Here is a 23271-nt window from a genome sequence, read left to right as displayed (position 1 = left end):
TCCATCCCGCTGACCACATGATGACTGTCTCGTATCGCACTCTGGTTGATTTTGGGCTGGTCATTCTAATCTGGCTGGTTCAGCTCATCATCTACCCTGGCTTCCGCTATTGCAGCCCTTCCAGCCTGGCGATCTGGCACCCAACATATAGCAACCTGATTACGCTCATCGTTGGGCCACTCATGCTGGCACAGGTGGCCCTGATTGGCCGGGAAACGTACCTGAACGCATCCTGGATTACTGTATCGTCGGCCGGGCTGGTAGCACTGATGTGGGTAGCAACGGCCTTCGTATCGGTGCCCATTCACAACGCCATTGCAGCGGGCGACACGTCTACAGCCACACTCGCCCGGCTGGTCGACACCAACTGGATACGTACCATTGGCTGGACGATCCTTTTCATCCTTGGTTTGATCAGCCATGCCCGAACGGAAACCATCGACTAAACTGACTGCTTCTAGCCCGCCTCTCCCAAATGCACATCAACCTTTCCGGTCTGTTCGTCCTGCTTTGCCTCTTTGTTTTCAGCCCACTCGTAGGGCAGGCACAGAGCAGCCGGTCAGCTACCAGGCCTGCCACCTTTGCGCTTAGCCGAATTGACACGATTTCATCGACTATTCTTGGTGAAAATCGAGTGCTCAACGTCTACCTGCCCGATGGGTACTCCCCCGATTCGGCCACCAAATACCCGGTCATCTACCTGCTGGATGGTGGCGTCGATGAAGATTTTGTGCACATCGTTGGGCTGGTAATGTATAATACCACTCCTTGGATCAATCGCTTTCCACAGTCGATCGTCGTTGGCATCGGTAACGTGAACCGGCGGCGTGACTTCACCTTTACCGTTCCCAATCTGGACTTTGTTGCCCAAACCGGTTTCGATAAAAGCCAATATTCGGCCTATGGCGGTTCCGCGAAATTCATCGCCTTTCTGGAGCAGGAAGTTCAACCGTTCATCGACAAGCGGTACGCCAGCAGTAAAGCCAGAACGATCATCGGCGAATCGCTGGCAGGGTTGCTGGCTACCGAGATTCTGCTGAAAAAACCCGCCCTGTTCGATACGTACATCATTATGAGCCCCAGCCTGTGGTGGGGGCAAGAGTCACTGCTGTACGATGCCCCCCGCCTGTTGGCAGCGAAGGGCCGCAATCCCGTGAACGTCTATATTGGAGCCTGCGAGAAAACAACCAGCCTCCGTATGTATGCTGATGCAAAAGCACTATCGGATATAGTAACGAAACACGGAGCCGGAAAAGCGCGGGTTTATTTTGATTACCTGCCCGACGAAACCCATGCTACGCTGATTCATCAAAGCGTGTACAACGCATTTAAATTACTGTATCCGCTAAAAAAATAACAACAAAGCAGGGCACACCCACCGTTTACCCTCGGAGTGCCCAACGCTGCATCATCCGAATAAACCAGCCATGTACGCTGGGCATTACGCAACCAACTCATAGCCATGAAAAACCTCCGACTCGCTCTCGACTGGACAGCCAACACCAACCACACCGGGTTCTACGTAGCCCGCGAATTAGGCTATTACGCCAAAAACGACATTGCCCTCACGCTGCTCACGCCCGACGAGGATGAGTACGCAACAACCCCCGCCAAAAAGCTGGAGTTGGGCACAGTTGATTTTGCACTGGCCCCCTTCGAGAGCATTATCAGCCTGCACACCAAGCAAAACAGACTACCTGTGAAGGCCATTGCCGCGCTATTGCAGGAAGACATCAGTGCCATCGTTACCCTCAGTGCTAACAAAATTTCCCGCCCCCGTGACCTCGACGGACGTACCTACGCCTCCTACAAAGCCCGTTATGAAGATGCCATCGTTCAACAACTGATAAAAAATGATGGAGGCGCCGGTTCCATCACGGTGCTATACCCGGAAAAGCTGGGTATCTGGAACACACTCCTGACCAATGCCGCGGACTCGACCTGGATCTTCGACAACTGGGAAGGGGTAGAAGCACAGTCATCGGGTATAGAACTGACCAAATTCCGGCTGGCTGATTACCAGATTCCGTATGCGTATTCGCCGTCTCTGATTGCTACGGAGGCCGCCATCGAACAGAATGCTGACCTGTACGCTGCTTTCCTGGCCGCTACGAGGGCTGGTTTCCTGTACGCCAAGGCAAACACGGAAGAGGCCGTAGACATCCTGAAAAAATACGTACCTGAGCGGGATGCCCGCCTCATCAATCTGGCCGAAAGCCAATCATACACGTCAGCCTACTACGGCGATGAAAGCAATTGGGGCCAAATGGATGCCGATCGGATTCAACGGTTTATCGACTGGCTCTATGATCTGGGCCTGGAGTCGGAAAAACTTGCCGCTGCCAATCTATTTACAAATGAGTTGCTCGGTTGAGCACTTTACGTGGCGGTATCAGGCTGGGCACAGGTAGCAAGAAGTGGCAGTTCGTTGCCTCGGTCTGAAAAACTTAATGACCATTGCCCCGTTCATTTATGTAAGACAATCCCATCTGTCCGTTAGTAAGAAAATGGAAAATAAGCCCAAGGATTTTTGGGATCAGTTAGGCAGTCTGCTCGTTCCGAAGCGGCAGTCAAGTGCGCCGCGTACCGTAACGAACGAGCAGATTCTGCACGAACTGATCCGGTGTTTCGACACCTCGCTCAATCGGGAAAGCATTGGTACCAGCCTTCTGTTTGACGCTCACTACGTTATTGTGCTGCATCCCGCCAGCTATGCCGAACGGCTGGGGGCGCTACCCGTCATTGTCAACGAGGCAGTGAATGCATTCAATGAACGGCTGAAACAGCGCAACCGTGAACCCAACCGGATTGTCACGGTTGCGTCGCACTGGCATTTCAAATTTGGGCCCGGTACGGAGTTTGATGGCCGCGCTATCACACCGGCCGATGTGGAGGTAATCGGCTCATTAACGGGCGCGTCGCTCGAAAATGACAGCCTGAGCGCCCCCAAAGCGGGCAGTGTGAACCTGAAGGCGACCCGGAAGGTGAAAAATACGAACGTCTATGAAAAGCTGGACCTTAATCTGCCAGCATTCAGCCACATTGATTTTCGCGAATCAGGGGCTTTCGCCGTGCGAATCGACCCCGCTATTTTGCACCCGCCCGTAGCCGCTCAACCAACGCCGGAGTCTTCGGCCGTTATGCCTGAGCAGACCGCCACGCCCCCACCCGCCCCCAGTCCGGTTCGCCCCGATGCTCTGGCGCGGATTGACTGTTACATGGCCGACCAGAACACGGAACAGACCTACTGGATGAAAGACCGCGAGATTGTCATTGCCCGCCTGGAGCCTGACAATGAACTATTTACAAACTACATTCGGCTATCGTCGCCCTACGTTTCCAACCCGCACGCCCGTATACGACACGACGCCGCCACCGGTCGGTTTCAGCTGGCATCGTTCAGTAAACACGAGACCAGGCTCAATGAGCAGGTGGTGGTCCGCAGCGAACCGGGAAGCCCCACTTGGGTCGAGCTGCCAAACAGCTCGCAGATTTTGCTCAACGGTGTCGTTACACTGACCTTTCAAAGCAACATTTAGCCCATGTTCGACGTAATCACGGCCCTATTATTGAGCATACTTGTGTTGGTGATGGTTTTACGACATTTCCGTAACCTTCCTAGATAACCTAGACGCTTTTCAACTTTTTCTCAATGGCTTCAGTACACATCGCCGGTCAAACCGATGTTGGTCGCTCCCGTCACGACAATCAGGATACCTTTATCAGCCAACCGCTCTGGTCGGCGCAGGATGCCCTGTTGGTCGTTATTGATGGAGTTGGTGGCTATGCGGGCGGCGCGGAAGCCGCCGGGTTAGCCAGAGAATCGATCACACAGTACATGGCAACGCCCACCGGCGACACCCTGACCATGTTGCGCGAGGCGGTGATCTACGCCAATAACCAGATTGTCCGGCAGCGACAGCAGGATCCGTCGCTGGGGCGTATGTGCTGCGTGCTTACCGCCGCCGTTGCCGACGCCGCCACCAGCAAGCTACTGTATGTACACGTGGGCGATACCCGCCTGTACCGCTTTCGGCAACAGGAACTCGAGAAGCTGACCCACGATCACTCACTGGTGGGCGTTCGGGAAGATGCCAACCAGCTTACCGAGCGCGAGGCGATGCGCCATCCACGTCGTAACGAAATCCTGCGCGACGTGGGGTCGGTCATGCACCGCGTCGACGACCCGGATTTTCTGGAGTCGGGCGAAACCGATTTTCTGCCTGGCGATGCCCTTCTGCTTTGTAGCGACGGCCTAACGGATATGCTCACCCGCGCTACAATCACCGATGTGCTTACCCAACCGCTTCCGGCAGATGAGCAGATAACTGAGCTGATTCGGCTGGCCAATGAACAGGGCGGACAGGATAACATCACCGTTGTGCTGGCGCAACACCTGGCCGAAGATGCAGCCAGCATAGCAGACGCACCCGTAAGAGAACCCGTGCGCACCAGTGAGCCCCCGCCCGACCTGCTTGCCAGGGTAGCCGGGCACCAACCCACGCCTGTTCCGTCGCGTACCCGGAAGCCGTGGTTGGTCGTTTTGGGTGTAGTGCTTTTGGGAGCCGTGTTGACAGCGCTACTTTGGCCCCGCGCTAACTCGATTCAGCCAGCGACCAGCAGCCAACCAACGGCAGCCGATTCTGCTGTCAGCTTTCCATCGGCAGAACCGATTAGTTCGACTGCCACCCTTGCCAATCCTCAACCAGATTCCACCCGGTAACCATGCCAACTGTTAGCTTTAATACAAATTTTCCGGGCTACGATGTACTGGGTGAAATCGGCCGCAGTAACGCCCGCGTCCTGAAGGCCCGCCACCTGGCTACCGGTGATCTGGTCGCCATCAAGCACTTTGCCCTTAATACCGACGCTGACACGCTCCGCCGTTTTGAACGTGAATCCGAGATCATGTCGCGTATGTCGCACCCCAACATTGTCCGGGTGCGCGAGGTCCGCTTAAATGCCGATCTGCCCTACATTGTGCTTGACTATATTGAAGGGGGTACCGTACGGCAGCTGATTACCGAACAGGGCTGCCTGTCAGTTGAGCTGACTATCCGGCTGGGCCTTCAAATGGTCGATGCTTTCCGCCAGATTCATGCCCAGGGTATCATCCACCGTGACGTAAAACCGGAGAATATCCTCTATCACCGCATGGCAAGTGGTGAACTGCATTTTCTGCTTACCGACTTTGGGGTAGCGCGGCTGCACGAACAGCCTGTAACCATGACGGGGCAGTCGCTGATGACCTATGAATACGCCGCCCCCGAACAGTTCGATAATCCGCGCAACGTCACCGAATCAGTTGATTATTACGCACTTGGCGTCGTTTTTTATGAATGCCTGACGGGTAAAGTACCGTTTGCCATGCGTGGCGAAACGGGGATCGTCACGTTCATGAACGCGGTGCTCACTACCCCGCCGCCAACACCAGTTCTACATTCAGCGCAGCCAATTCCCGGCAGTTTGGCATCCCTGCTGAAACAACTGCTCATTAAGAAGCCAACCGAGCGGCTCTATAACCCCGACATTGTCAGGCTGGCGCTGAAGCAGGCTGAGGTGGAGCAACTGCAAGTTGAAAACGGACAGACGTCGCCACCATCTATCTCGCGGACCGAAGCCTACCGCCCGGCTTCGATACCCAACCAGACCCGGTCATTCACACCGCAGTCAGACAACACGCCCGCTCAGCCGACTCAACGGCGTCGAAGCGGACTGTTACCGATCTTACTGCTGGTGGCGGCACTCATTCTGGGGGGAGTTGCGGCCTTTTGGTACGTAAACCAGGAGGACAAGCAGGCTAACCCGACTAGAGAAGCGTTAGAATCGGACCCGTTTCAGGGCAATGCTGACCCACGTACGACTGATGACGCCCTGCCCCCCAAGGTCATAAAACCGTCGGATGCCGAGGTTAAACGGCTGGCGGCCGAAGCGGCGATTCGGCGATTTGATGAACAGGTTGCCACGGCCACCAAACAACTCAACGCGGAAACCTTCGGCGGCAAAACGCGTATAATCGGCGGTGTGAAAGGACTGAATGTGCAACTGAGCAACCCGTCGGCCATTACGTTTTCGTCGGTAAGAGTGCGCGTGCGGTACTACAAGGAAAGCGGCGACCTGTTCAAATCGACCACTATGTATTTCACCATTGGCCCCAATGCCACGGTTGTTCGAAAAGCTCCCGACAGTCCGCGCGGTACCCGATTTAGTGCCGATGTGATACGGGCCGATGCCGTGCGGCCAGATAGTCTAGCTGCCGACACGACCCAAACTCCCTGACCCTCAATGCCAACAGTTAGTTTCAACACACACCTTCCCGACTACGAAGTTTTGGCCGAATTGGGCCGGGGCAACACGCGGGTGCTGAAAGCCCGTCACGTACCTACCGGCGATATCGTTGCCATCAAGCAATATGCTTTCGCTACCGATGCCGACACGCTTCAGCGGTTCGAGCGTGAATCGCAGATCATGACGCAGATCAACCACCCAAACGTAGTGCGGGTGCGCGAAGTACAACTGGGAGCCTCCATGCCGTACGTAGTTATGGATTTCGTAGAAGGGGGTGATTTACGCGGCCTTCTACGGCAGTTAGGGCACCTCGACATACCCACCACCATCCGGCTCGGCTTGCAGCTGACAGAGGCGTTTCGGGCAATGCACCCCCTACACGTCATTCACCGCGATGTAAAGCCGGAGAATGTGCTTTATCGGCGGTTGGTGAGCGGCGAGCTGCACTTTCTGCTCACCGATTTCGGCATTGCCAAGCTTCGGGCCGACGACAGTACCCGGACCCGCACCGGCCAGTCGCTGATGACCTACGAATACGCCGCTCCCGAACAGTTCGACAATCCGCGCCACGTTGATGAAGCGGCCGACTATTATGCGCTGGGGGCTGTACTGTACGAATGCATTACGGGCCATGTCCCGTTTGTGTTGCACCACGAAAACGGGTTGGGTGGATTCATGAATCAAGTCTTGACTGCCCCCATCCCGAAGCCAGTGCTGCCGTCCGGACAGCCGCTGCCCCCAAGCCTGGGTACGTTGTTGATGAGCTTGCTTATCCGGAATCCTGCCCACCGCCTGCGCGACCCCGACCAACTTGAACTGCTGCTAGAACAAAGCCGGGTAGAGCATTTAAAAGCCAGCCGAATGGCCCAGCCCGCACCCGTCGTGCGCAGCCAGACTGTGGCCGGGCCGGTAGTAGCCGCTACAGCGCTGGCCGGGGAAGTACCAGACGAAACAGGCTACGTACCTGAAGAAGAAACCGGCCTCAGCAGCGGAACCTGGTGGGGCATTGGCGGCATCGTAGTAGCGATTGGTCTGGCGGCGGGGCTTTACATCTATTCAGACCGGGACGTACCCACGGCAACCGAGCCTCAGATCGACTCCACCATGCTTATGCAACGGAGCAGCGTACCCACGATAAGCGATTCCAGCAACGTATCAACGGACGAGCCCGTGCCGCAGGAGGAGGAAGCTACCGAGGAGCCAGCGGCCAGCGAGCCAACCCGTTCGACCCCGTTCGATTCGACCACAAACACCCCGCCCGACGATTCACTGAGCCGCGTGCCACCCGACAGTACCGAGTAACGCACGTCGCTTTTACATCGTCTTCCTCTCAACGTTCCCACTACACCCATGAAATTCCTTTCGTCAGAACGCGGCTATTTAACGGTGGCAACGGCCCTGTTACTGGTGCTGTTCCTGCGGTTGTTTATGAATAGACAACCCATGCTCGAGGCGGCTGAACAGGACTATACCGCTGGCCTGAAGCTGAACCTGCAGCCTGGCATTCGGGCCGAGGCGCTGCAACGGCTACTTCGACAAGGCAACTACCTCACCGACCCCCGCGACATTGAGCTTGTCAGCGATTCGCTTCGGGCCAAACTTAGTCAGAACGGCACGCCCGACAACTTGGGGGCGATCAACAAACGGGCTTTCGCCATTCGTACACCACAAACCTGGCAAAGCCGTATTGGTGGCAATGACTTTCAGAGCCGATTACGCGTATCGCGCCAGCAGATTGGTTTCGATTCACTCCTGTATAACAATGAGTTAAGACAACCCAAAACATACCCGGCCGTGGTAGGCACAGGCGGTGTGCAACTGGCAGGGCGCGTGCTGGATGATAGTGAGCCCGACGCGAAACCGATAGCCAATGTGCTCGTGCAACTGAAACAGCACGTACCCAATCGGGACCCGGCCAGCGAAACGCCCAACGCATTCACCTACGCGCGCACCGATGCCGATGGCCGGTTTACCTTCGCCGGATTGCAGGCCGATGGAGCCTACAGCGTTTTGCCGCTTAAACCAGGCTACGAATTCGGTAGCCGACGGGGTACGTCAAAACTGGCGCGGGCAGCCGAGTACACCTTTACGGCCCGCCCTCATACGCTTCGCCTGATTGGCCCGCTGGCCTACGGACAGCTGAAAACCGATCACGCCCTGACGGTACGTACCCCAACCGAGTTCCGACTCTCATTCTGGCTGCAGGCGGGCCTCTTTCTGATGGCGTTCTGGGTCGTGCATCTGGTCTGGACCATCCGCCGTTTTCAGCCTGACCCGCTCCTGCTGCCCATTCTGATGCTGCTGACAGGCATTTCGGTATTGACGCTGCTCGCCATTCAGGACCCGTTGCAGGATACGTTCTACGGCGGTCAGGCTGTGCTGGGGGTTGGCCTGGGCCTGCTGGGACTTACCATCGTTTCCCAACTGAACATCGGCAAATTTTATACCCGCTGGTGGTTTGACCCACTGGCCAATCTGCGCCAAAAATCTACGTTCCGCCTCACCGGCTGGACCTGGCTGCTCCTGGCGTTTGGACTGGCCGGGCTAACGCTGGTGTTCGGTACGGGGCCCGAGGGCAGCGGCGTTCGGGTGAACCTGCGGGTCGGTGGCCTCCTGTTTCAACCCAGTGAGCTGACCAAATACCTGATGTTGCTGTTCCTGGCCGGTTTCTTCGCCGCCAATGAAGAGCAGCTCCGCACCCTTCCCGACCTGCGGTGGCGGTTCCGAATCAGCATCGGCGTGTTCATGGGCACGGGCATTCTGATGGGCCTTTACCTCTTGCTAGGCGACATGGGGCCGGCGCTGGTAATTGGCTTTACCTTCCTGCTTTTCTACACCATTGCCCGGCAAACGCTGGGGATCACCTTGCTGGCTGGGCTCATCTACGGGCTGGCCCTGTGGCAATTGCCCGGTTTGCCGGCTACGCTGCTGGGGCTAGTGGCGGCTATTGGCCTGCTGATCTGGAAAGGCCATGCCCGAACCACTACAGCGGGCGGCTGGTTTGCACTGCTGGCAGAAGGACCGGTGCTGCTGGTATTGGTCTTGGCGGCCTTTGCCTTTGGCGATCAGATTCCAGTTGTCGGCGACCGGCTGGCCGACCGTAAAGCAATGTGGCTCAGCCCCTGGAATAACGACGTCTATGGCGGCGACCACCTGGCCCACAGCTTTTGGACACTCTCGACAGGCGGCTTGACCGGGCAAGGGCTGGGCAAAGGTTTCGCTACAGCCATGCCCGCCGCCCATACCGACATGATTTTACCCAGTCTGGCCGAAGAACTTGGCTGGGTGGGGCTGGTATCTGTGTGCCTGCTCCTGTTCATGCTCCTGCACCGAATTTTGCTGCATGCCCGCCGGTCTGGACAGCCGTTTAGCTTTTACCTCTGCGCGGGCATTGCCCTGGCTACAGGCGTCCAGTTTCTGCTCATTGCGGGCGGCTCACTCGGTCTGGTACCCCTGACGGGCATTTCAGTCCCCTTCCTCAGCTACGGAAACGTGTCGCTCATTATTAACCTCACGGCGATGGGTGTCGTTTTTTCCATTGCCAGCCGCCCTGGCGAGGCCATTCAACACACGTACCTGGACCAGCACTACGACCCGGTACTGGCCACTGGTATAGCCGGTTTTCTGATCGGTTCGCTGGTGCTGGTAGGTCGGGCTGGCGACGTATCGTTGCTGAACTGGACCGACTACATTGTGCGGCCCAGCCGCGTACTGAGTCGCGATGGCCTGCCGGTTTACAGCTACAACCCGCGTATCAACCGGATCACCGACGCGCTGGCCGCGGGTACGCTTTACGACCGCAACGGTAAGATTCTGGCCACCAGTTCGCCCGATTCTGTTCGTCGGAATATGCCGCAGCTTAAGCAGGCCGGTCTCGACGAAAGCAGTGTCAGGAAGTTGACAACACGACGACTGAAGCGTTTTTACCCCTTTGGCGAACAGCTCTTTTACATGGTCGGCGACGCGAATACCCGGCTTTTCTGGGGGCAGCAGAACGGCTATTTCGCCGAAGCCGCCCACCTGAGCGACCTGCGTGGCTTCGATAACCATCCGCGCCAGAATACGCTGCTTACTACCCGCTACCGCGCCGACCGTTTCACCCCCGCTATTGACCGGTCGCTTACCCTTCCGCTCTACGATTATCGGGAGCTAGCCCCGGCTGTACGCTCCGGCATCGACGGACGGGTGGTTGAGGAACACAAACGCCGCAACCGGGACCTGAATCTGAGCATCGACGCGTCGTTGCAGGTGGCCCTTCAGCAAGCCCTGGCAGGTTCCGAGTTCAACGATAAGCGCCTGTCGGTGGCCGTACTCGATGCCCACACGGGCGACGTACTGGCTTCAGCCATGCATCCGTTGCCCAACCTGCAACGCCCCGACGAACTGGCCCTTCCCGACCGGGAGCGCATGAACCTTCCCTACCTGACCACCGAACGCGACCCGGCCCTCACCTACCCAACCGCACCCGGTTCTACGGCGAAGATCATGACCGCTACGGCGGCGCTCAACAAACTGGGCATGGCCGGGGCCGAGGTGACGTTCCCCATCAGTTGCGGCGAGATCATCCGGCGGGGCAAAACCGAGAGTGAACCCTGCGGCGGCCGGGTCGACATGCGCCAGGCCATCGTTCGGTCGAGCAACGTCTATTTCATCCGTATTGCCAACGAGTACAGCCTCGACAACGAAATGGCGAAACTCTACCTGGCAACGGGCATGAACATCGACTACGTGGGTGGCTATTCCTTTGCCGATACCCGCACCGCCTCCGATGAGTCTCGGATTTTGAAACACTGGCATGACTCGTCGTTTGTTGTGCGGCGAAACCTGTATAAGAGCCTGGTTTACCCCCGGCGCTACCGGGGTGAGTTTTCGGGACTGGCCTGGGGGCAGGGGCAGCTCACAACCACGCCGGCAGGGCTGGCCCGCATGGCGGGTGCCGTCGCCAACGGAGGCGTGATGCAGCCATCCCGCTACGTATTGCGGCGGGGCGGCAAAGCAGTACCCGTAGCCAAAGGAGTGCCGCTCACCCAACAACCCGCCGCCAATCTGATTCGTGATTTTATGATTGAGCAGTCGAACCCCGGCGGCCGGGCGAAGATCAGCATCAGCAAAGTCGCGGGGAAGACCGGAACACCCGAACGCATTGTGATGGGCGAAAAACGCAACGATGGCTGGTACGTCTTTTTTGCCCCCACGCCCAACGGCCGCTCCCATACGGTTACCTGCGTGCGCATCGAACTGGGCGAATCCTCGGCCGACGCTGTAAAATTAGCCAACACCGCCATTGCGCCCATCCTGCAGGAGCGGGGGTATCTGGGCTCCTTTTAACAGCGCCTGCCAGCCATTTCAATGTAATCGGTACTTAATCCTTGTTTAGTGCTAACTGACCAAACCATGGCGTTCATCGATAACCTCAAGCAACTGTTCGGGCTGGGTACGTACCCGGCCAAGCCGGAAACGCCCCCGGCGCAGGCGAGCAACGTACCTGCTCCAACGCCGCCCAACCCATCGGGTATGCCTACCACCCCGCGCCTGCGCGAAAGCCTATACCGGTTCATCGTTGAAAAACTGGGGGCTTATTCGAGCGAAACCGACGGACTCCCCACGGGCCTGAAACTCTGGGTACGTTGCGCCGATACCGCCGAAGAAGACCGTATGGCCGTGGCCCTGTACGCCGCTCAGCCCAACCATTTCCGCAACGACCTAAGCCGGCACCTGGCCGATCAGTATATTCGGCTAGCCCCCAACTGGACGTTTAGCTGGCAATTTGTTCATGATGAACTACCGGCGGTGTGCTCCTACCAGCAAGGAAACCTGGGGCTGGAGGTGATCCGTCCGGCCACGAGCAAGCCCCTTCAGCTACGGGTACGCACCCTGAAGGGACAAACTACCCAAACGATCTATGTGCTCGACCCGGCGCAGCAAACCGAGTTTCGCGTCGGGCGGGGCCGCACCGTCGAAACAGCCTCGGGACGCGTTCGCACCAACGACATCGCCTTTCTGGACCCCGCAGAACCAGGGTTTGACCCCGAGCGGGGCGAACCAAACGCCAGCGTTAGCCGGCAACATGCCACGATCCGCTACGATGCCGAAGCACGCCGGTATCGCCTGATGGCTGATGCGGGTGGCCTGCCAGCCAACGGCAACAAAACAAAAATACTCCGCGCCGACGATACCGTCGAACGCGCCGATCTGCCGGGCGTTGGGTACACCCTTTCACCCGGTGACCAGATCGAACTGGGCGGCGAGGCCAAGCTGCTGCTGGAAGGGATCTGACGGCAATCAGGCACTATGGAGTACAGTTCGTCTGGTGGCTTATCAAAAACAGACTATACTCCGTGGTGCCTGCTGTTATCTTTGCGGCACCATGCGCGACATCCTAAATCAGCTCGATACAACGTTTTTCCTTTACCTGAATGGCCTGCACGCCCCCTGGCTCGACGGGCTGATGGTGCTGATTACCGAGCGAAACACCTGGATACCGTTTTACCTGCTGCTGATTGGTTGGCTGGGCTGGCGTTTCGGCTGGCGGGCGGTGGGGCTGGTACTCACGCTGGCCCTGGCGGTGGCGGTGAGCGATCAGGTCTGTTCGTCAGTCCTTAAACCCCTCACACTTCGGCTGCGGCCCTGCCACGAAGCGGCCCTGCAACCGCTTATTCATCCCGTACTGCCCTGCGGTGGTCTGTATGGGTTTGCCTCCTCGCACGCAGCCAACACGTTTTCGCTCGCCATGAGCCTATGGCTGCTGTTTGGGCAGCGCATTAAGAGCCTGGTCTGGCTGTTTCTCTGGGCACTGGTGGTATCCTATAGCCGCATCTACGTAGGCGCTCATTACCCGCTCGATGTACTGGCCGGGGCTGGTATAGGTACGTTGGCGGCGACTGCTGCTGTATCTTTGTACCACACGCTGGCCGGGGCTCCCTACTCACCCAGCCGCTAATCTTACCGCCGTATGTCGTTTGCTGCTCTCCAAATTCGCTTTCAATCAGCCGGAATGATTCCGGCACCTTATACGCACTTCTACGAACTACAGGCCCGGCCCGTTGGCAAAAATGGGTTGCAGATCGATTTTTCCATTACCTATACCGACCGCGAAGACCTCGACGAAGAGGATATTGTGGGGGAAGGATTCACGCTGACCGATGATTTTTCCTGGTCGGGACAGCTTGGTTCGGCCTGGTTACCGCTCATAGACAGGCTCGTGACAACCACCAAACTTGGTCCCTTCGACGAAACGGCACTCGATGAGGAGGATGATTTTCTGGAAGTGACCATCGATAGCGGCACCGTCCGGCCTACCGTTGGTACACCAGCTAATGCGGAAAGCTTTCTGTACGCGATTCAAGAGCTGATTCAGGCAATCTATGAGGCGGGTGGTAAGGAAAAACCGTTTGAACTGAGCTACTTAAGTTTCCAGCGGAGTGGCGACTCGGAAGTGCACCTGCAAGCCCAATTTGCCACGCGAACGGTAAAGTTGATTACGGTCCGCAACGGACAGGAACAGAACCGAACATTACCGTGGGACCAATTGCGCAGCCTGATGAGCGTTGTATTTGCCCATGATTATATCCCCGGCGAAGGAACGCCCAAACCACCTAAACGCGACGGGCATTACCTCGACGTGGGCGGTGACGAATGGCACGACATCAGTACACTCGATGAGGTCCATGAGGCATTAGTAGCATTGCTGTAAGCTCAGGCAGCTCAGTTACCGACCCGCTCCAAACGTTTTGCCATTAAGTTGTCTTTATGACAATACTGCCAACTAATCAGCCAGTTAGTAGTGAGCATCCCCTATGGCCGGGGCCATAGTGTAGTGAAAGCATGGCCAAAAAAGGCTGGCATCACGAAAAAACAACACATCGAATTAACCCACTGATTGTCAGCAACCTATTTTTCAGAAGGCGCTAAAAAACAGCAGAAAGTTTTTTCTACTTACTGGTACTACGCCCCCGACCCTATATTTATTTACTGGTACCGCCCGTTCAATTCGCGGCTAGTAACCATCTTTGTCTTTATACCTCTTTTTCCCTGTCGTATGTGTTAACGAAAAAGTAACACCTTTACATAGATAGGATTAGTAGATTTACAGTGCTTATTTATCTTTTTCTCAATTTTCATGAACAAACCTTTACAACAATCGTACCGAACTTGGCTTTGGTTAATGGCCTTGCTGTGGGTACAGAGTACAGCATGGGCACAAACGCCTCTGTTGACAGATGATTTCAACACGACTTCGTTGCCTTACAGTCTCACCTCACAAGGCTGGGGGATTACTGGCACAGCAGCACCAAATTCAATCTCGGCCTTAGCCCCTGGTTTAACGTATTCGGGCTTAACCACTGCTGGTGGGTCAGCCAGTTTAACGACGTCTGGCGAAGATGTGAACCGCACATTTGCTTCGCAGACAAGCGGGTCAGTCTATGCCTCATTTCTGGTACAAGTAACCACTGCCCAAAGTGGTGGCGATTACTTTCTGAATTTAGGACCTTCTCCAATCGGGACTGCCTATTTCGGACGGGTTCATGTGAAGAGTGTATCGGGTGGTATCCAGTTTGGACTCATCAAAGCAGCTACCGAAACAGTGACCTATAATCCAACGACTTATTCGTTAGGCACAACGTACCTGCTTGTTTTGAAATACACCTTTGTGAGCGGTACTACAAATGACCAGGTCAGTCTATTCATAGAGCCGGCTCTCGGCCAACCGGAACCGACGCCAGCGATTTCATTAACACCTACTACCGGTGATGCCACTCAGATAGGTGCAGTTGCTCTACGGCAAGGAGGGAGCGGTACGGCAGCGGGTCTGCGAGTCGACTATATTCGTGTAGGCACATCCTGGGGAGACGTAACTAGCTCCAATGGAACATCAACAGTTGCCACTTTATCGGCTACACCTACTGCTTTGAATGGTTTTTTAGCAACAAGTGGTACAGCCTCTGACGTGAAGCAGTACACGTTGAGTGGGGCTAATTTAGCCACACAAAATGCGGTGGTCATTTCGGCCACCAACGGCATAGAATTAAGCACTGATGGCAACACGTTTACAACGGAACCGCTGTCATTCTCGCCCGCATCCGAGAGCATTAGCCGGGTAATATACGCCCGTATTGCTAACACGGCAGCAATCGGCCAGTTTACGGGTACGATTACCAACACGTATAACGGTACCCTCACGGCCTCAGTAACGGTCGCAGGAACAGTCAACAGCCCACAGGTTACCTACAAGCTGATTTCAGTGATTCAGGGTAGCGGGGCAACCAGCCCGCTTGTCGGCAATACGGTGACCATTGAAGGTATCGTCACGCGCACTTTCGCCGGGGCAACCAAACTCAATGGTTTTTATGTGCAGGAAGAAGACAGCGATGCAGATGGCAACCCCGCCACGTCTGAGGGCATCTTCGTCTATGACCCAACGGGTTTGTTTATCGGTAATACTGGCGACAAGGTTCGGGTATCCGGTACCGTTGCTGAATTTACCAGCGGCACCAACAGCAGCCTGACTCAACTCACCACGCTCACCAGTGTAGTCAACCTGAATGCCAGTACGCTGCCAGCAGCTACCAGCGTAACCCTGCCGGTGGCTAGCATCAGTGATCTGGAGCGCTACGAAGGCATGCTCGTCACCATGAGTGCAGCCACGGGTAACCTGGCCGTTACCGAATATTTTCAACTGGGCCGATACGGACAGGTTACTCTTTCTGCAACCGGCAGTACAGACGTAGCGGGTACCGATTCACGCCTCGACCAGTACACCCAGTTCTACGCACCCAGCGTGTCGGGCTACGCAACGTACCTGGACGAGACCGCTAAGCGCAAAATCATCCTTGACGATGGAAGTGGCGTGCAAAATACGGACCCGATTCTCTTCGGTCGGGGCGGTCAGCCTCTGAGCGCGGCCAACCCGCTTCGCGGTGGTGATGAGGTAGCTAGTGTGACGGCCATTCTGGACCACCGGCTCGAAGGCTACCGGTTACAGACAACGACGGGTGTCGACTTCCAGCCCACCAACGTGCGCCCGGCCACGCCCCCAGCAGTGGGCGGCACCCTGCGCGTGTCAGGCTTCAACCTGCTCAACTACTTCAACGGCGACGGACAGGGTGGCGGGTTCCCCACCTCCCGCGGGGCCGACAACATCAATGAGTTTAATCGTCAGCGGGCCAAGACCATCAAGGCTGTCGTTGACTCAGGCGTGGACATCTTCGCCTTCAACGAACTGGAGAATGATGGCTATGGGGCCAACAGCGCCATTCAGGACATCATCAACGGGGTAAACGCCGCGACGGCTCCGGGTACCTTCACCTTCATCAATGCCGGCAACATCTCGACCGACGAGATCACGGTGGCGATGATCTACAAGCCAGGCAAGGTGACTCCGGTGGGTGCTTCGGCAGCTATTCCGAGTGGCTTTGGCAACGGTGCCTTTGATGTGGTAGGTCGCAAGCCGCTGGCCCAGACTTTCCGCGAGAATGCAACAAATGCCGTATTTACGGTTGTCACTAACCACTGGAAATCGAAAGGCTCTAGCTCAGGAGGAGCCGGTGATACTGACGCAGGCGACGGACAGGGCCAGTCAAACGGCACCCGTACCCGGCAGGCGCAGGACCTGGTCAACTGGCTGGCCACCAAGCCAACGGGCACGACCGATCCGGACTACCTGATCCTAGGTGACCTCAACTCGTACGCCAAGGAAGATCCTCTGACGACGCTCCACAACAACGGCTACCAGAACCTGATCCCCAATACGACCTATTCGTATGTGTTTGACGGTTTTGTGGGGGCGCTGGACCACGCGCTGGGCAACAGCACACTGGCGGCACAGGTGGCTTCGGCGACCAAGTGGCACATCAACGCTGATGAGCCGGCTATTCTTGATTACAATACGGAATTCAAGTCGACTAATCAGATCAGCAGTTACTATAGCGTCGATCCATTCCGTACATCAGATCATGACCCGGTGGTTGTTGGCCTGTCGCTGACGCCCCCACCAGCAACTGCACTCAGCCTGACCGTAACGGCAAGCCCAACCACGCTGTTGGCAAATGGCACAACTACAATTTCAGCAGCCGTATCAGGGGGAACACCCACCTACACCTACAGCTTCGACGGTCCGGGCACGATCAGCGCCAGCGCTAACACAGCTACAGTATCGGGCCTGACAGCAGGCGTACAAACGTTTACTGTCGTGGTAACCGATGCTACACTGCCAACCAGCCAGACGGTGACTGAAACGGTAAGCGTAACGGTTAACGAGGTCCCTACAGTATCACTGGCCGCCAATGTGGTGGGTCTGTCGGGCTTCACTGCCACGCAGGGCACTCCGTCCGCCTCGCAGCTGTATACACTGTCGGCGTCGAATCTGACTGCCGATATTACGGTAACAGCACCAGCGGGCGTTGAGGTTAGCTCAAACAACAGCACGTTCTCATCGTCGCTGGTTCTGCCACAAGCAACAACCTCAGCCACCATTTATGCCAGGTTGACTGGCGCTTCTGTTGGCGCGGTGAACGGCACGATCACGAACGTTAGCGGATCGCTAACGGCCACGGTGCAGGTCGGTGGTACTGTAAGCGCCGTGGTTTCGCAGACCGGTGCCGCAGTCGTTATCAGCCAGGTTTATGGCGGTGGTGGCAACTCAGGTGCTACGTATAGAAACGACTTTATTGAGCTGTACAACCGCAGCAGTTCACCAGTTAGCCTGGCAGGATGGAGTGTGCAGTATGCCTCGGCAACGGGCAGTAGCTGGCAGGTTACTAACCTAAATGGCACCATTCAGCCAGGAGGATACTACCTGATTCAAGAGGCAGGCAGTACATCAACTACGTTTACCAGCCTGCCAACCCCTGACGCAACTGGCAATATTCCAATGTCGGGCACGGCGGGTAAGGTAGCCCTGGTTAACGTGACTACCGCGCTGTCTGGAACTTGCCCAATGGGTGCCAGTATTATTGACTTCGTAGGTTTTGGTACAACTGCCAATTGCTTTGAAGGTACAGGCCCCACCGCTGCCCCAAGCAACACACTGGCTGTACTTCGTAAGTTGGGTGGGCAAACCGATACCGATAACAATGCACAAGACTTCGCAACAGGTGCTCCTACCCCACGCAATTCAGGTCCAGTGGTTGTTGTTGCTTCATTGGTGGCGACACCGTCATCACTGACCGGCGCCAGTGGCCTATCCTATCTGGAAGGCAGCGGCCCGGCAAGCGGCAACATCTCGGTGAGTGGCAGCAACCTGAATACAGCTTCAGGGAATATCACCATTAGCTCGTCGACCACGGCTCTTACTGTTTCGCCAGCTACGCTTCCGTTCAGCAATTCGACGCTGAGTGCTACGTCGTTCAGCGTACAGCTAATCGCGGGTCTGTCAGCTGGCAACTACTCAGGAACTATTACCCTGTCAGGCGGTGGCGCTACACTGACGGTACCAGTTACGGCCATTGTCAACCCAACGCAGGTTACCGCCACATTGATCTCAGCCATTCAGGGCAGTGGAGCAATCAGCCCGCTTGTCGGCAATACGGTAACCATTGAAGGTATCGTTACCCGCACCTTTGCTGGCGCGACCAAGCAGAATGGTTTTTATGTGCAGGAGGAAGACAGCGATGCAGACGGCAACCCTGCCACCTCGGAAGGTATCTTCGTCTATGATCCGGCTGGTCTGTTCGCAGGCGTAGCGGGTCAGAAAGTACAGGTTACCGGCACCGTCGCCGAATTTGCTACCACCAGCGGTGGTGTCAGCCACAGCCTTACCCAACTCGCTACGCTGGTCAGCGTAGTATCGGTAGGCACACCGGGCGCACTGCCTACGGCGGCCAACGTCACCCTGCCAGTGGCTAACATCAGCGACCTAGAGCGTTATGAAGGCATGCTTGTCACCATGAGTGCAGCCACGGGTAACCTGGCCGTTACCGAGTACTTTGAACTTGGTCGGTATGGTCAGATCGTACTCTCGGCCACCGGTAGTACAGACGTAGCGGGTACCGATCCACGCCTGGATCAGTACACCCAGTTCTACGCACCCAGCGTGTCGGGCTACGCAACGTACCTGGCCGAAACCGCCAAGCGTACGATCATCCTCGATGATGGCAGCAGCGTGTCGAATCCAGATCCGATCCTTTTCGGTCGGGGCGGTCAGCCTCTGAGCGCGGCCAACCCGCTTCGTGGTGGCGATGAGGTAGCTAGTGTGACGGCTGTGTTAGACGAGCGCTTTGAGGGCTACCGGTTACAGACAACGACGGGTGTCGACTTCCAGCCCACCAACGTGCGCCCGGCTACACCCCCAGCAGTGGGCGGCACCCTGCGCGTGTCAGGCTTCAACCTGCTCAACTACTTCAACGGCGACGGACAGGGTGGCGGGTTCCCCACCTCCCGCGGAGCCAATACCCTGGTTGAATTTAACCGCCAGCGGGCCAAGACCATCAAGGCTGTCGTTGACTCAGGCGTGGACATCTTCGCCTTTAACGAACTGGAGAATGATGGCTACGGGGCCAACAGCGCCATTCAGGACATCATCAACGGGGTAAACGCCACGACGGCTCCGGGTACCTTCACCTTCATCAATGCCGGCAACATCTCGACCGACCAGATTACGGTGGCGATGATCTACAAGCCAGGCAAGGTGACTCCGGTGGGCGCTTCGGCAGCTATTCCGAGTGGCTTTGGCAACGGTGCCTTCGACGTGGTAGGCCGCAAGCCGCTGGCCCAGACCTTCCGCGAAAATGCGACTAGTGAAGTCTTTACGGTCGTGACTAACCACTGGAAGTCGAAAGGCTCTAGCTCAGGTGGGGCTGGTGATGCCGACTCAGGTGACGGACAGGGCTTCTCCAACGGCACCCGTACCCGGCAGGCACTGGACCTGGTCAACTGGCTGGCCACCAAGCCAACGGGTACGACCGATCCGGACTACCTGATCCTGGGTGACCTCAACTCTTATGCTAAGGAAGACCCCCTGACGACGCTCCACAACAACGGCTACCAGAACCTGATCCCCAACACGACGTATTCGTATGTGTTTGACGGCTTTGTGGGGGCGCTGGACCATGCGCTGGGCAACAGCACGCTGGCAGCACAGATGGCTTCTGCGACCAAGTGGCACATCAATGCTGATGAGCCTACCGTGCTGGACTACAACACGGAGAACAAAACCAGCGGTCAGATCAGCAGCTACTATAACGCTGATCCGTTCCGTACATCAGATCACGATCCGGTAGTTGTTGGCCTCTCGCTGAATACACCGGTTGCGGCGCTGAGCGTCACCCTTACGGCCGACCCGACCCAACTTCTAACTTCGAGCAGCACCAGTCTGTCGGCGACAGTATCGGGAGGTAAGGCTCCCTTCAGCTACAGCTTCTCGGGGCCGGGTACGTTGACGCCATCCGGCAATACGGCTACGGTATCGGGCCTGTCGGCAGGGGAACAGATCTTCACCGTTGTGGTGACCGATGCGACCACTCCAGCCAACCAGACCGTTACCCAGACGGTCAGCGTAACGGTCAATCAGGCCAACCGGGCACCGGTAGCTACGACGATCGCAAATCAGGCGACACTGGCAGGTCAGGCGTACAGTTTCGATGTGGCCAGTGTTTTCTCTGATCCGGACAACCAGGCGCTGACCTATTCGGCCAGTGGATTGCCAACCGGACTGACCTTAAACGGCAGCACAATCAGTGGAACACCAACGGTATTAGGTACGTCGACGATTACGATCACCGCTACGGACCCCGGTTCATTGGCTGCCAGTACGTCATTTGATCTGACAGTGAATGCCGTTGCACTCAATGCTGTTACGGCTACGGCTACTCCGGCCACGGTTTGCCCGTCTGGAACAGCTACCGTGTTTGCCACTATCACCGGCGGAACAGCTCCATTCACGTATGTATGGACAGGACCGGCTACGATCACGAATGCGTTGACGGCTACAGCAACGGTGTCGAACCTGACTACCTCCGGTGTGTACACGTATACGGTTCTGGTAACCGATACATACAACCAGACAGCTACGGCTGAGACAACGGTAACAGTGAGCCAATCGCCGGTTGCCAGCATTACGCCATCGACAACATCGGTATGTGCCGGTGGTACGGCTACCCTAACGGCGAGCGCTGGCAGCAGTTATCTGTGGAATACAGGTGCCACCACGCAAGCCATTGACGTTACGTCGACAGGTACGTACTCGGTGACGGTAACGTCGGCTGGTGGTTGCCAGGCAGTGGCTTCGGCCAGTGTAACGGTAAATCAGCCGGTTACAGCTCCAGCGCTTTCGAGCGTAACGGCTGTTCAGGGATCAGCTAACGTTGTTCTGACTGCTGCCAACTGCACAGGTACGTTGGTTTGGACAGGTGCAGCCAGCGGATCAGGCAGTTCGATCACGGTGTCGACCGCTACGTTGGGCAGCTTCGTTTACAATGTGCAGTGTCAGGTTGGCGAGTGTACCAGCCCGGCTACCTCGGTTACAGTAACGATTGTACCAACGCCAAACACAGCGCCAACGGTTGCCAATTCGATTCCAAATCAGACAGCCACCAGAGGCCTGCCATTCAGCTACAGCATCCCGACTAACACGTTTGCCGACGATGCGGGTGTGGGTGGCCTGACAGTGACCGTAACTGGTTTACCGGCGGGCTTAAGCTTCGTGAATGGTACGATCACGGGTACCCCAACCACTATAGGTATGTCGACCGTAACGGTGAAAGCGACTGACGCGGGGAACCTGTCGGTAAGCACGACGTTTGTCCTGACGGTAAATGCACCACCGAATGCAGCGCCAACGGTAGCCAATCTGATTCCAAATCAGACAGCCACCAAAGGCCTGCCATTTAGCTACAGCATTCCAACCAATACGTTTGCTGATGATGCGGGAGCTGCTAACCTAGTGGTAACGGTAACGGGATTACCTGCTGGCTTGAGCTTTGTAAACGGAACGATCACGGGTACCCCGACTACTACGGGTACGTCGACTGTGACGGTGAAGGCGACCGACTCGGGAAACCTGTCGGTAAGCACGACGTTTGTCCTAACGGTAAATGCACCGACACCGGTCAACACGGCTCCGGTTGCGGCTTCAGTTGCCAATCAGACTACGATTGTAAACGTGGCTTTCAACCTGCAACTGCCTTCATTCAGCGACGCCGAAACCCCTAATCAGCTGAACTACAGTGTCAGCGGTTTACCGAAAGGGCTGCGGTTTAGTGAAAAGGACCTGACCATCGTTGGTACACCTTCGGTAGTAGGTACGTCGACAATTACGTTAACGGCGACGGACCCAGGTAACCTATCGGCAAGCACCAGCTTCGTACTGACGGTTAATCCAACGCCAGTCAACACGGCGCCTACCGTTGTATCGCCTGTCGCGAACAAAACGGTGACGGTTGGCCAGATGTACTCGTTGAACGTTGTTCCCCTGTTTACTGACCTGGAAACGCCAACGCAACTAGAGTATTCGGTGAGTGGTTTACAGAAAGGGGTGAACTTCGACAAGAAGACCAACCTCATTAGTGGAACGCCAAATAACGCGGGTGTATTAACGGTGACGATCACCGCAACCGACCCCGGTAAACTGTCGGCAAGCATCACGTACACGCTGACGTTCAAAGCGGCCAATGGTCGTATTGGGGCTGAGGAGCCAGGCACTCCACTTTCGCTACAAGTTGATACGTACCCGAACCCGGTTGTAGGCGAAGCCGTATCAGTGCAGATTCGGAATGTGGCGCAGCAGAGCGTTCAGCTTCGGTTGATCGACCTGCGCGGCAATGTGATTCAGGATCGGCAGGTGACAGTGTTGACCGATCAGCACACTGAGCGTGTTGAACTGAGTTCGGTTCCGGCTGGCATGTACCTGATTCAGGTTAGTGCAGGCAACCAAACCAAAGCCAAGGCAATTATCAAGTAAGCCGCCGAGGCACGTGTGTATAAAGGAACAGACCCGCCAACAACGGGTCTGTTCCTTTTTTTTATGCCGTTTTAGCGGAGGCAACTTTT

Annotated in this window: 12 protein-coding genes; all 12 read left to right on the top strand. The window is 56.5% G+C overall.

Translation table 11 applies throughout. The annotated features are described in order from the left end of the window. Positions 1-17 precede the first annotated feature (17 nt). The 12 genes from F7231_RS19575 (at position 18) to F7231_RS27260 (ending at position 23182) form a co-directional block, all read left to right on the top strand. Positions 18-446 carry a hypothetical protein gene (locus tag F7231_RS19575; RefSeq protein ID WP_229370127.1) on the top strand — a complete coding sequence of 143 codons (429 nt, stop codon included), beginning with the start codon at positions 18-20 and terminating at the stop codon, positions 444-446. Between the two features lie 29 nt (positions 447-475). Continuing rightward, positions 476-1357 carry an alpha/beta hydrolase gene (locus tag F7231_RS19570; RefSeq protein WP_166693232.1) on the top strand — a complete coding sequence of 294 codons (882 nt, stop codon included), beginning with the start codon at positions 476-478 and terminating at the stop codon, positions 1355-1357. A gap of 105 nt (positions 1358-1462) precedes the next feature. Further along, on the top strand, positions 1463-2374 hold the full coding sequence (locus F7231_RS19565) for an ABC transporter substrate-binding protein (protein ID WP_166693231.1): 912 nt from the start codon (positions 1463-1465) through the stop codon (positions 2372-2374). 133 nt (positions 2375-2507) lie between these two features. Next, entirely contained in the window at positions 2508-3539 is a 1032-nt protein-coding gene (locus F7231_RS19560) for an FHA domain-containing protein (protein WP_085413954.1), read from the top strand. 113 nt (positions 3540-3652) lie between these two features. Further along, the gene (locus F7231_RS19555; RefSeq protein ID WP_166693230.1) at positions 3653-4723 is read left to right on the top strand and encodes a PP2C family protein-serine/threonine phosphatase; all 1071 of its coding nucleotides are present in this window, start codon (positions 3653-3655) and stop codon (positions 4721-4723) included. 2 nt (positions 4724-4725) lie between these two features. Next, positions 4726-6279 (top strand): serine/threonine-protein kinase, encoded by a 1554-nt coding sequence (locus tag F7231_RS19550; protein WP_166693229.1) that lies wholly within the window; start codon positions 4726-4728, stop codon positions 6277-6279. Between the two features lie 6 nt (positions 6280-6285). Then, positions 6286-7590, top strand: coding sequence for a serine/threonine-protein kinase (locus tag F7231_RS19545; protein ID WP_166693228.1), 1305 nt, complete (start codon positions 6286-6288; stop codon positions 7588-7590). 48 nt (positions 7591-7638) lie between these two features. Beyond that, positions 7639-11616, top strand: coding sequence for an FtsW/RodA/SpoVE family cell cycle protein (locus F7231_RS19540; protein ID WP_166693227.1), 3978 nt, complete (start codon positions 7639-7641; stop codon positions 11614-11616). Positions 11617-11682: 66 nt separating this feature from the next. Beyond that, entirely contained in the window at positions 11683-12564 is an 882-nt protein-coding gene (locus F7231_RS19535; RefSeq protein ID WP_166693226.1) for an FHA domain-containing protein, read from the top strand. A 91-nt stretch (positions 12565-12655) separates the two neighbouring features. After that, complete coding sequence (locus F7231_RS19530) at positions 12656-13228, top strand: phosphatase PAP2 family protein (RefSeq protein WP_166693225.1); 573 nt, start codon at positions 12656-12658, stop codon at positions 13226-13228. Positions 13229-13240: 12 nt separating this feature from the next. Beyond that, entirely contained in the window at positions 13241-13981 is a 741-nt protein-coding gene (locus F7231_RS19525; protein WP_166693224.1) for a hypothetical protein, read from the top strand. Positions 13982-14407: 426 nt separating this feature from the next. Further along, entirely contained in the window at positions 14408-23182 is an 8775-nt protein-coding gene (locus F7231_RS27260; RefSeq protein ID WP_208295646.1) for an ExeM/NucH family extracellular endonuclease, read from the top strand. Positions 23183-23271: the final 89 nt, after the last annotated feature.

Origin of the sequence: Fibrivirga algicola (assembly GCF_011742925.1) — a bacterium.
Taxonomy (GTDB): domain Bacteria; phylum Bacteroidota; class Bacteroidia; order Cytophagales; family Spirosomataceae; genus Fibrella; species Fibrella algicola.
Note: the sequence above shows the minus strand (reverse complement) of the source record. Positions and strands in the feature narration are given on the sequence as shown.